The organism is Streptomyces sp. A0642 (genome assembly GCF_004795105.1).
Lineage (GTDB): Bacteria > Actinomycetota > Actinomycetes > Streptomycetales > Streptomycetaceae > Streptomyces.
Genome location: NZ_SSBL01000023.1, coordinates 56,944 through 69,113, shown reverse-complemented (window position 1 = coordinate 69,113; position 12,170 = coordinate 56,944). Strand labels below are relative to the sequence as shown.

The window sequence follows — 12,170 nt, the reverse complement described above, 5'->3', positions numbered from 1 at the left end:
CGAGGGCGGTACGGAAGGGGCGGTACGGGACTCCCGTACCGCCCTCGTCATGTCATCCGCACACGGTTCAGAGCTGGGTGATGTCCAGCTCGCCCGCCGCGTACTGCTTGCGGATCACCTTCTTGTCGAACTTTCCCACACTCGTCTTCGGTACGGACGCGATGACCGACCACCGCTCCGGCAGCTGCCACTTCGCGATGCCCGACTCGGCGAGGAACGCCTTCAGCGCCTCGTAGTCGGCGGTGGCGCCTTCCTTGAGCACGACCGTCGCGAGCGGACGCTCGCCCCACTTGTCGTCCGGGACGGCCACGACGGCGGCCTCGGCCACGTCCGGGTGCGCCATCAGGGCGTTCTCCAGCTCGACGCTGGAGATCCACTCGCCGCCGGACTTGATGACGTCCTTGGCCCGGTCCGTGAGCGTGAGGAAGCCATCGGGGCTGATCACACCGACATCGCCGGTCTTCAGCCAGCCGTCCTCGCTGAACTTGTCCTCCGGCCGCAGCGCCTCGCCGTCGGCGCCGCCGTAGTACGCCCCGGCGATCCAGGCGCCGCGCACCTCCAGCTCACCGGCCGACTCGCCGTCCCATTCCAGGTGCTCACCGGCCGGCCCGACCAGCCGCGCCTCGACGCCGGCCGGGAAGCGGCCCTGCGTGATGCGGTAGGGCCACTCCTGCTCCTCGGTCAGCCCGGCGGGCGGGTTGGCCATCGTGCCGAGCGGCGAGGTCTCGGTCATGCCCCAGGCGTGACAGAGGCGGACGCCGAGCTTGTCGTACGCCTCCATGAGCGAGGGCGGACAGGCGGCGCCGCCGATGGTGACGCGGGCCATCGAGGTGAGGTCGCGCGGGTTGGCCGTGACCTCGGCGAGCAGCCCCTGCCAGATGGTGGGGACGGCCGCGGCGTGGGTGGGCCGCTCACGCTCGATCATGTCCGCGAGCGGGGCGGGCTGCAGGAAGCGGTCCGGCATCAGCATGTTGACGCCCGCCATGAAGGTGGCGTGGGGCAGGCCCCAGGCGTTGACGTGGAACTGGGGGACGACCACCAGGGTGGTGTCCTTGTCCGTCAGGCCCATCGACTCGGTCATGTTGACCTGCATGGAGTGCAGGTAGATCGAGCGGTGGGAGTAGACGACGCCCTTCGGGTCCCCGGTGGTCCCGGAGGTGTAGCACATGGCTGCGGCCTGGCGTTCGTCCAGCTCGGGCCAGTCGTAGCGGGTGGGGCGGCCGGCGATCAGCTCCTCGTAGTCGTGCACCCGCACCGAGGCGCCGTCCAGGACGGAGCGGTCACCGGGTCCCGAGACGACCACGTGCTCCAGCGACGTCAGCTGGGGGAGCAGCGGGGCGAGGAGCGGCAGCAGGGAGCCGTTGACGATGACGACCTTGTCGTCGGCGTGCCTGACGATCCAGACCAGCTGCTCGGCGGGGAGGCGGAGGTTGAGCGTGTGGAGCACGGCGCCCATCGACGGGATGGCGAGGTACGCCTCCACGTGTTCCGAGTTGTTCCACATGAGGGTCGCGACGCGCTGGTCCCCGTCGACGCCGAGCTCGTCGTGCAGCGCGTGGGCGAGCTGGGTGGCCCGGCGGCCGATCTCGGCGAAGCTGCGCCGGTGCGGCTCGGGCTCTCCGGTCCAGGTCGTGACCTGCGACTTCCCGTGGATGGTCATCCCATGGGTCAGGATGCGGGTGACAGTCAGCGGTACGTCCTGCATGGTGCTGAGCACGGCGTCCTCCCGGTGGGCGCTACGCGGCAGTAAGGTTCCGCTGATTCTGCGCACATACCGCGCGGTATGTCACTACTCCGGGGGGAACGAATCGGTGTCGTCAGGCACATTCACCCCAGGGCGACGGGGGGAGAGGGCGTTCGCGGTGCGCGTGAGCCGGGGACGGGCGGGTGTCATCGGACAGGGGCCAGCTCCGGGTCCTGACGCAGCTTGCCGAGCGCCCGGGAGACCGCGCTCTTGACCGTGCCGACCGACACCCCGAGCACCTCGGCGGTCTGTGCCTCGCTGAGATCCTCGTAGTAGCGCAGGACGACCATGGCCCGCTGGCGGTCGGGGAGCTTCAGTACGGCGCGCCACATGGCGTCGTGCAGCGTCTGGTGCTCGGCCGGGTCCGGTCCGGGCACGGTCTCCTGCTCGGGCAGCTCGTCGCAGGCGAACTCGTCGACCTTGCGCTTGCGCCACTGCGAGGTACGCGTGTTCAGCAGGGCCCTGCGGACATAGCCGTCGAGCGCCCGGTGGTCCTCGATCCGCTCCCAGGCGACGTACGTCTTGGTCAGCGCCGTCTGCAAAAGGTCCTCGGCGTCGCTGGGATTCGCGGTGAGCGAGCGGGCGGCGCGCAGCAGCACCGGCCCGCGGGCCTTCACGAAGGACGTGAAGGACGGGTACGGAACGTAGGGCGCACGCGCACCGTAGGACGAGCGCGCCGTAACCGGGGTGCGCTGAGCCGCGGGGGTCCGCTGGGCCGCGGGGGTCCGCTGGGCCGCGGGGGTCCGCTGGGCCGCAGGGGTCAGCGGCAGGGCGTGGGGAGCCAGCGGCGAGCGCGGCGGGTGCGCGGCGGTCGGTGTGTGCCGCCCGCGCGGCGGAGGCCCGGGGTGCGTCGGCGCGTACGGGCCGCGCTGTGCGTCCGGGGTGGTGGCAGCGGCTCCCCTGGAGGCGCCCGTGCAGACTGACGTGGTCATATCTCCACGCTAGGAGCGGGCGCCGTCGCGGGGATCGGCCCCAGGTCCCGAAACGGCGTCCGCCTCAGGGTGTAGGGGTGGGGCTGTCTCCACCTCCTGTAGGTGGAGGTGCCGTCCTCCCGTACTCAGGGTCGCTGCTCGCCCCTGGCCTGGACCTGCCCCGGCCGTCCCCCCGCAGGGCGGGGCCGGACTCCGGGGGGCGGCCTGGGGCAGAGGTCCAGCAGCGCGGCGGCGTTCAGCCGTCCTGGCCCAGCACGAGGCCCGAGGTCGGCACCCCCGTACCCGCCGTGACCAGGGAGGTGGCCGCGCCGGGTATCTGGTTCACCGAGGTGCCCCGGATCTGGCGAACCGCCTCCGCGATGCCGTTCATCCCATGCAGATAGGCCTCCCCCAGCTGACCTCCATGGGTGTTCAGCGGCAGTGCGTCCGCGGCCACGAAGTCCGCCGCCTCTCCCGGTCCGCAGAAACCGAACTCCTCCAACTGCATCAGGACGAACGGGGTGAAGTGGTCGTACAGGATCGCCACATCGATGTCGGCGGGGGCCAGGCCCGAGGTGCGCCACAGCTGGCGGGCGACGACGCCCATCTCCGGCAGCCCGGTCAGATCGTCACGGTAGAAGCTCGTCATCTGCTCCTGCGCCCGGCCGGCGCCCTGGGCCGCCGCGACGATCACCGCGGGCGGCTGCCGCAGGTCACGGGCCCGTTCCGCACTGGTGACGACGATCGCCTGCCCCCCGTCGGTCTCCTGACAGCAGTCGAGCAGCCGCAGCGGTTCGACGATCCACCGGGAGGCGGCATGGTCGGCGAGGGTGATCGGCTTCCCGTAGAAGTACGCCGCCGGGTTGTTGGCGGCATGGCGCCGGTCGGTGACGGCGACATGGCCGAAGGCCTCCGGCGTCAGCCCGTACGCGTGCAGGTAGCGCTGGGCCGCCATGGCCACCCAGGAGGCGGGCGTGAGCAGCCCGAAGGGCAGGTTCCAGCCGAGGGCGGTCCCCTCGGCGGTGGGCTCCCGCTGCTGCACTCCGGAACCGAAGCGGCGCCCGGAGCGTTCGTTGAACGCCCGGTAGCAGACGACCACGTCGGCCACCCCGCACGCGACGGCGAGGGCCGCCTGCTGGACCGTGGCGCACGCCGCCCCGCCCCCGTAATGGATGCGCGAGAAGAACGACAGCTCACCGATGCCGGCGGCCTGGGCAACAGTGATCTCGGGGCTGGTGTCCATGGTGAAGGTGACCAGCCCGTCGACGTCGGCGGGCGTGAGCCCCGCGTCGTCGAGCGCCGCGTGCACCGCCTCGACGGCCAGTTTGAGTTCGCTGCGGCCGGACTCCTTGGAGAACTCGGTAGCCCCGATTCCGACCACCGCCGCCTTGCCACCGAGCGAATCGGCCCGGAGCACGCTCATGGCGCCCCCTCCCCAAGCCCGACGGTCACCGTGCCGGTCACATGTCTGCCGATCCCGTTGACCCCCAGGACCGCGACCTCGGCCGTCCCGTCGTCGTCCACCGACGTGACCGTGCCGCTCAGCACCATGGTGTCGCCGGGGTAGTTGGGGGCACCGAGCCTGATGGCGACCCGCCTGAGCACGGTCGAGGGCCCGAGCCGGTCGGTGACGTACCGTCCGACCAGCCCGTTGGTCGTCAGGATGTTCATGAAGATGTCCGGCGACCCCTTCTCCCGTGCCAGTTCCGCGTCGTGGTGCACGTCCTGGTAGTCGCGGGAGGCGATCGCGCCCGCCACGATCAGTGTGCGGGTCACCGCGATCTCCAGCGGCGCCAGTTCCTCACCTGCCTTCATGCCGGTCCCTCCTTCACCAGCAACTCGCCGAGCTCCTGAAGTACCGTGCCGCTGCCGCCGAGATGGGCGTCGAGCTGACGCCCCCAGAGGAAGTGGCGGTGTACGGGGTGGTCGAGGTCGGCGCCCGTTCCACCGTGCAGATGCTGGCCCGCGTGGACGACCCGCCTTCCGGCCTCGGACGCCCACCACGCGGCCGTCAGCGCCTGTTCCCCGTACGGCAGCCCCTCGTCGTGCCGCCATGCCGCTTCGTATGCCGTGACGCGGATCGCCTCGGTGTCCATGTAGGCGTCGGCCGCCCGCAGGAGTACCGCCTGGTTGGTCGAGAGCGGACGCCCGAACTGCTCGCGCGTGCTGGTGTGTTGGACCGCGCGGGCCAGTGAACCGGCGCACACGCCCGCCTGCACTCCGGCGAACGCCGTCCGGGCGGTGGCCAGCACCTCCCCGTACGCCCCCGAGCCGCCCAGCCGCTCCGCCGGCGCACCCTCCAGCACGAGCCGCCCGGCGGACCACGGGGCCGTGGTCTCCACGCGTTCGGTCACCACTCCCGGGCCGGGGGTCCGCACGATCCAGAGGGTCCGGTCCCCGGCCGCGACCAGGACGTGGGTGGCGTCCCGCAGCCACGGCACCACCGGCACCACGCCGTTCAGCCGTCCGTCCGCCTCCGCGCGCACCGCGGCGTGGGCAGGGAACGCACCGGCCGCCACCGCCGTCCCGTCCCGGAGCGCCGGCAGCAGTCGCCCGCGCTGTTCGTCCGTACCGTGCTCGGCGACGGCGAGGAGCCCGTACACGCAGCTTGCCGCGAACGGCACCTGCGCGGTCGTACGCCCCTGCTCCTCAGCGAGGAGCACCAGCCCGAGGAGCCCGGTCTCCTCGGCCGCGCCGGGCAGCCCGGCCGCGCAGAGCTCCTTCCAGAGTTCCACGTCCGCACCGCTGCCGGCCGCGGCCAACCGGTCGGGGGTCGACAGGTCACCGAAGATCCGGGCGGCCAGCCCCTGTGCCGCGGCCTGTTCCTCGCTCGGCGTGAAATCCATGTCAGCCCTCACTCCCCCGGAAAACCGGCAGGACCAGGTCGGGGTCGGTACGCAGGAACTCCAGCCGCACCGGCATGCCCACCCGCACCTTGTCGCAGGGCACGCCGACGACGTTGCTGACCATCCGGACGCCCTCCGCGAGCTCTATCAGCGCCACCGCGTACGGGCCGCCCTCACCGTTCTCGCTGAACGCGGGGAAGGGCGGGTGGTGCATCACGACATGACTGAAGACGGTGCCCTCACCCGACGCCTCCACCGTGTCCCACTCGGACGATCCGCAGGCGTTGCATCCCGGCAGCCACGGGAAGCGTGGGAGGTCACACGCCGTGCAGCGCTGGATCAGCAGCCGGCGGGCGGCGACGCCTTCCCAGAATCCGGCGTTGTCCCGATTGACGACGGGCCGGGGGCGCAGCGCGGGCGGCTTGCTCCCCTTCGCCCCCTTCACCGTCGCGGGCCGGTACTTGAGGATCCGGAAGCGGTGCCTCCCGGCGGGTTCGCCCTGGGCCCGGATGTCCATGCGCGTGGTGACGAAGTAGCCCGTCCCCAGCTTCGTCGTCTTGCGGCCCGACACCGCCTCTATCACCGCGTCGAAGGTGATCCGGTCCCCGGGCCGCAGAGGGCGCAGGTACTCCTGCTCGCAGTCGGTCGCGACCACGGAGGTGTACCCGGCCCCGTCGAGGAGGCCGAGCATGTCGTCATAGGCCCCGTTCCGGTCCGTGTGCCCGGACAGCCCGCCCATCGTCCACGCCTGGAGCATCGTCGGCGGAGCGACTGCGCCGGGCCCGCTGTAGGCGGGGTGCGTGTCCCCCATCGCCTCGCACCAGTGCCTGATCATCGACTCGTTGACCAGGTCCTTGCCGACGCCCGCAGTGGCCGCCACCCGGCCCTCGTACGCCTTCAGCCGCTCATACAGCTCGTCCCGACCGCCTGGCCGCTCGCCCGGACGCTCCCCCCGCCGGTCGCGCGGCTCCCCCCGGCCGCCCGGCTGCTCCCCGGTCGGCGCATGCGGCTCGTCCCGGGCACCCCGCCCGGCCGTCACCGCTTCCCCCTCTTCATTCCGAGCCGCATCGTCGCGACGATCTCCCGCTGCACCTCACTCACCCCTCCCCCGAAGGTGTTGATCTGAGCCGCCCTGTTCATCCTCTCCAGCTCCCCGTCCCCGAAGGAGCCGGGCGAGCCGCCCCGGACCGTCCCGGCGTCACCCGTGACTTCCTGGCATATTCGGTAGACCTCTACGGCGCTCTCGGTCCCCGCGAACTTCACGCCGCTCGCGTCGCCCGGAGCCAGCGCCCCCGCGCCCACGGCCCCCACCAGGCGCCAGTTGAGCAGGCGCGTCGCCGCCAGGCGGGCATGCGCCTCGGCCAGCCGGGAACGGACCCACGGCTCGTCGGCGGGTCTCCGCCCCGTCATGGGATCGCGGGTGCGCGCCAGGGCCAGCGCCTCTTCGTAGAAGTCCTCGGCCTGCATGCCGATCGCGGCGAGAGCCACCCGTTCATGGTTCAGCTGGTTGGTGATCAGCCCCCATCCCTCGTTCTCCGCACCGACCAGCGCTGTCGCGGGCACTCGCACGCCGTCGTAGTACGTGGCCGTCGTGGTCAGGCCGCCCACGGTCTCGATGGGCGTCCAGGTGAAGCCCGGAGCGTTTGTCGGTACGAGGACGATCGAGATGCCCCGGTGCTTGGGCGCGTCCGGATCCGTACGGCAGGCGAGCCAGATCCAGTCCGCGTTCTGCGCGTTGCTCGTGAAGATCTTCTGTCCGTCGACGACCCAGGAGTCGCCGTCGCGTACGGCCCTGGTGCGCAGCGCGGCGAGGTCGGTACCGGCCTCCGGCTCGCTGTAGCCGATGGCGAAGACGAGCTCGCCGGCCAGGATGCGCGGCAGGAAGTATTCCTTCTGGGCCTCCGTTCCGTACTTCATGAGTGTCGGGCCGACTGTGTTGAGGGTGACCATGGAAACCGGGGCCCCGGCCCGGTAGGCCTCGTCGAAGAACACGAACTGCTCGTCCGCGCCGCGGCCCTGCCCGCCGTACTCGACGGGCCAGCCGAGGCCGAGCATCCCGTCGGCACCGATGCGACGCAGCAGCCGCCGCTGTGCGTCCGGGTCCTGGCCGACGGGGCCGGTCCGCCCGCCGTCGGCGGGCATCACTTCGCTGAAGTAGGCGCGGAGTTCGGCGCGCAGGTCCTGCTGGCGCTGGGTCGGTGCCAGGTGCACGTCGAATGCCTCCCGTGAACGGGCCTGGTTTCCAGGGTTTCTGACTGTCCGTCAGATGCGAGCCGGCTGTCAAGGCACCAGACAGCCGAACCCGCCTCGAACCCGCTCTCACCCCTGGAGACCTCGCGGGCTGCACGCGGCCACCGCACCGGCACCCGCAGCCCACCCTCGCCCCCACCGCGGCCCGCCCCCCCCGACCGGACCGCGGCAGGCACCGGCTCACCACAGCTTCGTGAAGTTCACCACCACGTTGTACGTGGACTGGTCGATGAAGGTGAACGGGGAGCCGTTCACCTGCGCGGAGTGGCTCTGATTCGATGCCCCCGCCCCGGTGGCCTGCTGCTGCGAGGTCGACGCATTGCCGAAGTTGTCCCCGCCGACCCCGCTACCGCTGATCGTGGCCACGCCCGCGTTCGATCCGCTGTTCGCGAGCGCGCCGTTGTCGGCCTGGGCCACCCCGCTGAAAAGAACGGCCGCGAGAGGCAGAGCGGCGAAGACGGCGAGGCCACGAGCGGTACGGATGCTTGCCATGTCTATTCCTCCAGGAGCCGAAATGAGCCTGAATCCGGGCCAGTTGGCCGACCGCCCGGTGATGATCACGACGTCGCTGGATCAAGGCTGCCCAGCACCGCACCGGCGAATCACTCACACGATCCGATTCCCCCGCAAGCATGAGGAAGCGAAGATAAACCCACAGACCTCACGAACTCGCAGGTCAGTTCGGTTCGCGACGAGAGCCGCCCCTCGCGGGCGAAGAAGCGTTCCGCCACCGGACCCCGTCGGCGCTCACGCATCCTCCCCTCTTCCTTTATTCGAACATCCGTACGAACATAGAAGCATGGCCACCACCGACCGGCGAACCGCCACCCTGGCCCTGGCCCATGCGCTCTCCGCCGCCGAGCACGGGCTCCCCGTCATCCCGCTGTCCGCCACCAAGCTCCCCGCCCTGCGCTCCCCGCACCACGGCGAGACCCGCCCCTCCGGCTGCCGTGGCGCCTGCGGACAGCCAGGCCACGGGGTCCACGACGCCACCACCGACCCCGCCGCCGTACGCGCCCTCTTCGCCGCCGCGCCCTGGGCCACCGGCTACGGCATCGCATGCGGACGCCCTCCGCACCACCTCATCGGCGTCGACCTCGACGTCGACGCAGAGGGCCGGACCGATTCCGTGGCGGCTCTGCAACAGCTCGCCCTGCAGCACCTGTTCACCATCCCGCCGACCGTCACGGTGCTCACCCCCAGCGGCGGCCGGCACATCTGGCTGTCCGGCCCGCCCGACGTGGCCGTACCGAACTCGGCCGGCCGCCTCGCCCCCGGCATCGACATCCGCGGCGCCGGCGGCTACCTGGTCGGCCCCGGGTCGGTCACCGCCCACGGCGCCTACCGCCTCGCACCCGGCACCGGCACACTGCCGGCCGCCCCCTGCCCCAGCGCCCTCCTCCACCTGCTGACGCCCCCGGCACCACCACGGCACCGGCACAGCCACCCCGACCAGGGCAGCGGCCTGATCCGGTTCGTCCTGGCCGCCGGCGAGGGCCAGCGCAACACCCGGCTCTTCTGGGCGGCCTGCCGCGCCTACGAACACGGCTTCGGCGACGCGCTGGCCGAGGCCCTCACCCGCGCCGCCGTCCGCACCGGCCTGCCCGCACACGAGGCCCGGGCCACCATCGCCTCGGCCGCCCGCCTCACCGCGACCCGCTGCGAACCTCCGGGCTGACTCGCCGGGCCGACGGCGTCCGGCGAGCGTCCGCTCGCCCCGAGACCCGGCAGCGGACGGAGCCCGCCGACGGCCGACGTTCGTACAGTGGCGCGCTCTGCCTGGACGCCAGGAACCACCCGCTCCACCGCGGGCAGGCGGGCGGCGGACGGGATGGCAGCCGGGGACACGGGTGCGCTGCGGCGGCCTGGCGGACCCGCGCTAGCCATGGGCGGCGAAGCCGGCGAGCAGCCCTGCTCCCACTCCCAGGACAATCAGTTGCACGACGCCTGGAATGCGCCAACCCAGGGCGAGGAGACCACCGCCGGTAACCACCGCGCCGCCGATGAGGAGCCACATCCCCCGCAACGCCTCCCCAGGCGCATCGGGCGGATTACCGCTGTCATAGGCGTCAGCCCAGCCCGCCATCCCGTAGCGGATGAACACCAGATAGGCGATCACCATCAGGTCGATGACGAGAAACGCCGCACCGACCCCGACCTGCTCACCGGTCGACGGCCCATCTGTCGACGGCCCACTCCCGCGCCTCATTGCCGTCCCCGCTGCCTCTGCCGGTGACATCCCGTTGATCGCATGCCGCCCAGCATCCTGACGTGACAGGTACGGCACATGAGCACCGCTACTCAGATCCGCCGCCCGTCGGAACCGTCCGGGGACGGGGCGACCGTGCCCAGCCGTGCCCGGGCAAGCGGGAAGCGGGAAGCCGGGGGGAACAGCGGGCGGTCACGGGGTCCGGACATGAGAAGGGCCCCCGACCGAACACTGGTCAGGGGCCGTTCACCTGCGGTGGGTGTGGGATTTGAACCCACGGTGACTCGCGCCACGACGGTTTTCAAGACCGTTCCCTTAGGCCGCTCGGGCAACCCACCTTCGCCACCGCCCCCCAGGGGCGGAGCGGGTACAGCCTACCCGGCCATCCGCCTCGCACAGGGTCCATGGTCCAGACGGGGTCCACCGGCTCTACCCGGGCGCCCCCTGGGGGCGAGCCCTCGTTCCCTGCGCGAGCCAACCCCGTGGAAACTCGGTGTCGCGCCGACCTCACCGTAGATCACGGGTTCCGCCGGCTCGCGCATCCGGTCACCCACCCCGCCTCCAGGCCGTACGGGCCGGAGCGCAGCCAGTCACATATTCAGTGGTCACGCTAGAAGAACCCAACTGACGCTCCGGAGGTCGTGTTGCTGACCAATCGACTCCTGAAGACCGCACACTGAAGTCGTTCATCGAATTCTGCAGAGGAAAGGAAGCCCACATGGCCGGCCAGCCCATTCTGTTGTTCGACGGAGACTGTGGTTTTTGCAGCAGAAGTATCGAGATTGCTCAGCGCGTCATTCAGCCGCGTGTGCAGTTCATCCCCTGGCAGTTCGCCGATCTCGCCGCCCTGAACGTCACCGAAGACAGAGCCGACCGTGAAGTCCTCTGGATCAGCGCTGCCGGCGGCAACGTCTACGGTGGTGCGCGGGCCCTGGCTGCTGTTCTGATGAGTGGACGAAGGCGCTGGTGGTGGCTCGGGATTGTTCTTCGGCTGCCGCCTGTCAGCTGGGTGGCGCGTGTCGCCTACCGGGCGGTCGCGAAGAACCGCCATCGCCTGCCGGGCGGCACAGCCACCTGCTCACTCCCGGCGCATGCGCGAGCGAAAACAGACTGCTGATCCCTACTTCAGTGAGGTCTGCGGCGGTACCAGAACGGGTGTCGTCCCGGCCGGGGCTTCGGCCCCCATGCCCCCTGTGCGCTGGAAAGCGCGCCGCCCCAGTCGTCCCAGAGCGCGGTAGAAGCGGTCCGGCAGGAATGCCGCATCGGCGACGATCATCGCGCCGGAGAAGAGGGGCAGCCCCATGAGTACCGCGATGTTCACGTGCATGCCGAACAGCAGAATCAGGACGGGGTACTTCACCCTGCTGAACAGGGTGAACGGAAAGGCGACCTGCACCAGCACCGTCAGGTAGGCGACGACGGCGATCAGCACATGATGACCGGCGACCATCTGGGACAGTTCGGGCCAGGGGCGGAACAGGTCGATGTTCAGGACGTAGTGGAGGGCCGTGCCGTCGCTCCACTTCGCGCCCTGCACCTTGTACAGGCCCGCGCATCCGTAGAGGAAGCAGACTTGGGCGGCGATGACGAACATGCCGCAGTTGTGCAGCACGGTCGTCAGGATGATTCGGATGTCGCCGAGATGCTGCCGGAGATCGCCGGCCCGCAGGCCTGTCGTCCTGGCCGCCGACGCCTGGAGCCGGGTCCTGCGGGCATCGAGGGACCAGCGCCGGCCGCACGCGGTGAAGACGAGGTAGACAACCATCAGGACCATGAGGTTGTCCCCGCCGTCGGCCAAGTAGAGCGCCCTGGCGTGGAATGACACCACCACGACCGCGAACAGCACACCTACCGCCCGCGTCCGCCATCCCAGCAGGAACAGCGCACACGTCACCAAAGCCGCGGCGTAGCAGGCCTCGAAGTACACCTGGCTGTCGGACAGCGTGAGGAGACTGACCCACCCGCTCTGGTCGAACATCTGCCTGGCCAGCGTGGGCGTCCACGGAGCATCCGGGCCCCACATGTCGTGGCGGTGGGGAAACTCGCGGAGCAGGAAGACGAGATAGAGAAGCCCGTACCCGATGCGCAGCACCGCCGCCGCGTACAGGGACACCGGTCGCTCGGTCAGGAGGGCAACGAACGCCTGCGGCCGGTCGAGTACGCGCCGCGGCATGCGAACGGTTTGCAGCTCGGACGCCATGGGCGCCGCG

At 70.9% G+C, this 12,170-nt stretch carries 12 protein-coding genes and 1 tRNA gene; 2 read left to right on the top strand and 11 right to left on the bottom strand.

Going from position 1 to position 12,170, the window contains the following annotated elements; all coding sequences use genetic code 11:
• Positions 1 to 67: 67 nt before the first annotated feature.
• From E6R60_RS29105 to E6R60_RS29065, 8 genes are all read right to left on the bottom strand, one after another.
• The gene (locus E6R60_RS29105) at positions 68 to 1,717 is read right to left on the bottom strand and encodes a long-chain fatty acid--CoA ligase (RefSeq protein WP_136329671.1); all 1,650 of its coding nucleotides are present in this window, start codon (positions 1,715 to 1,717) and stop codon (positions 68 to 70) included.
• Positions 1,718 to 1,890: 173 nt separating this feature from the next.
• Positions 1,891 to 2,514: a SigE family RNA polymerase sigma factor gene (locus E6R60_RS29100; RefSeq protein WP_136329716.1), complete on the bottom strand. Its 624-nt coding sequence runs from the start codon at positions 2,512 to 2,514 to the stop codon at positions 1,891 to 1,893.
• Between the two features lie 397 nt (positions 2,515 to 2,911).
• Positions 2,912 to 4,078: a lipid-transfer protein gene (locus tag E6R60_RS29090; protein ID WP_136329670.1), complete on the bottom strand. Its 1,167-nt coding sequence runs from the start codon at positions 4,076 to 4,078 to the stop codon at positions 2,912 to 2,914.
• On the bottom strand, positions 4,075 to 4,470 hold the full coding sequence (locus E6R60_RS29085; RefSeq protein ID WP_136329669.1) for a MaoC family dehydratase: 396 nt from the start codon (positions 4,468 to 4,470) through the stop codon (positions 4,075 to 4,077). Before E6R60_RS29085 ends, E6R60_RS29090 begins: the two co-directional genes overlap by 4 nt.
• On the bottom strand, positions 4,467 to 5,501 hold the full coding sequence (locus E6R60_RS29080) for an acyl-CoA dehydrogenase family protein (protein WP_136329668.1): 1,035 nt from the start codon (positions 5,499 to 5,501) through the stop codon (positions 4,467 to 4,469). The genes E6R60_RS29085 and E6R60_RS29080 overlap by 4 nt, the downstream gene beginning before the upstream one ends.
• Position 5,502: 1 nt before the next feature.
• Positions 5,503 to 6,414 (bottom strand): OB-fold domain-containing protein, encoded by a 912-nt coding sequence (locus tag E6R60_RS29075; RefSeq protein WP_240802721.1) that lies wholly within the window; start codon positions 6,412 to 6,414, stop codon positions 5,503 to 5,505.
• A 122-nt stretch (positions 6,415 to 6,536) separates the two neighbouring features.
• Complete coding sequence (locus E6R60_RS29070) at positions 6,537 to 7,712, bottom strand: acyl-CoA dehydrogenase family protein (RefSeq protein WP_136329666.1); 1,176 nt, start codon at positions 7,710 to 7,712, stop codon at positions 6,537 to 6,539.
• Between the two features lie 219 nt (positions 7,713 to 7,931).
• Positions 7,932 to 8,243 (bottom strand): hypothetical protein, encoded by a 312-nt coding sequence (locus E6R60_RS29065; RefSeq protein WP_136329665.1) that lies wholly within the window; start codon positions 8,241 to 8,243, stop codon positions 7,932 to 7,934.
• A 307-nt stretch (positions 8,244 to 8,550) separates the two neighbouring features.
• Between E6R60_RS29065 and E6R60_RS29060 the strand changes: the two genes are divergently transcribed.
• Positions 8,551 to 9,429: a bifunctional DNA primase/polymerase gene (locus tag E6R60_RS29060; RefSeq protein WP_136329664.1), complete on the top strand. Its 879-nt coding sequence runs from the start codon at positions 8,551 to 8,553 to the stop codon at positions 9,427 to 9,429.
• Between the two features lie 201 nt (positions 9,430 to 9,630).
• On the opposite strand, the gene E6R60_RS29055 is transcribed toward E6R60_RS29060, so the two are convergent.
• Together E6R60_RS29055 and E6R60_RS29050 are read right to left on the bottom strand one after the other, a co-directional pair.
• Entirely contained in the window at positions 9,631 to 9,873 is a 243-nt protein-coding gene (locus E6R60_RS29055; RefSeq protein ID WP_240802714.1) for a hypothetical protein, read from the bottom strand.
• Positions 9,874 to 10,213: 340 nt separating this feature from the next.
• Positions 10,214 to 10,298, bottom strand: a tRNA-Ser gene (locus tag E6R60_RS29050).
• Positions 10,299 to 10,678: 380 nt separating this feature from the next.
• Here E6R60_RS29050 and E6R60_RS29045 point away from each other — a divergent pair.
• A complete protein-coding gene (locus tag E6R60_RS29045) occupies positions 10,679 to 11,077 on the top strand; it encodes a DUF393 domain-containing protein (protein WP_136329663.1) in 399 nt (132 codons plus the stop codon).
• Positions 11,078 to 11,080: 3 nt separating this feature from the next.
• Here the strand turns inward: E6R60_RS29045 and E6R60_RS29040 are convergent, their stop codons facing one another.
• The gene (locus E6R60_RS29040; protein ID WP_240802713.1) at positions 11,081 to 12,133 is read right to left on the bottom strand and encodes an HTTM domain-containing protein; all 1,053 of its coding nucleotides are present in this window, start codon (positions 12,131 to 12,133) and stop codon (positions 11,081 to 11,083) included.
• Between the last annotated feature and the right edge of the window lie 37 nt (positions 12,134 to 12,170).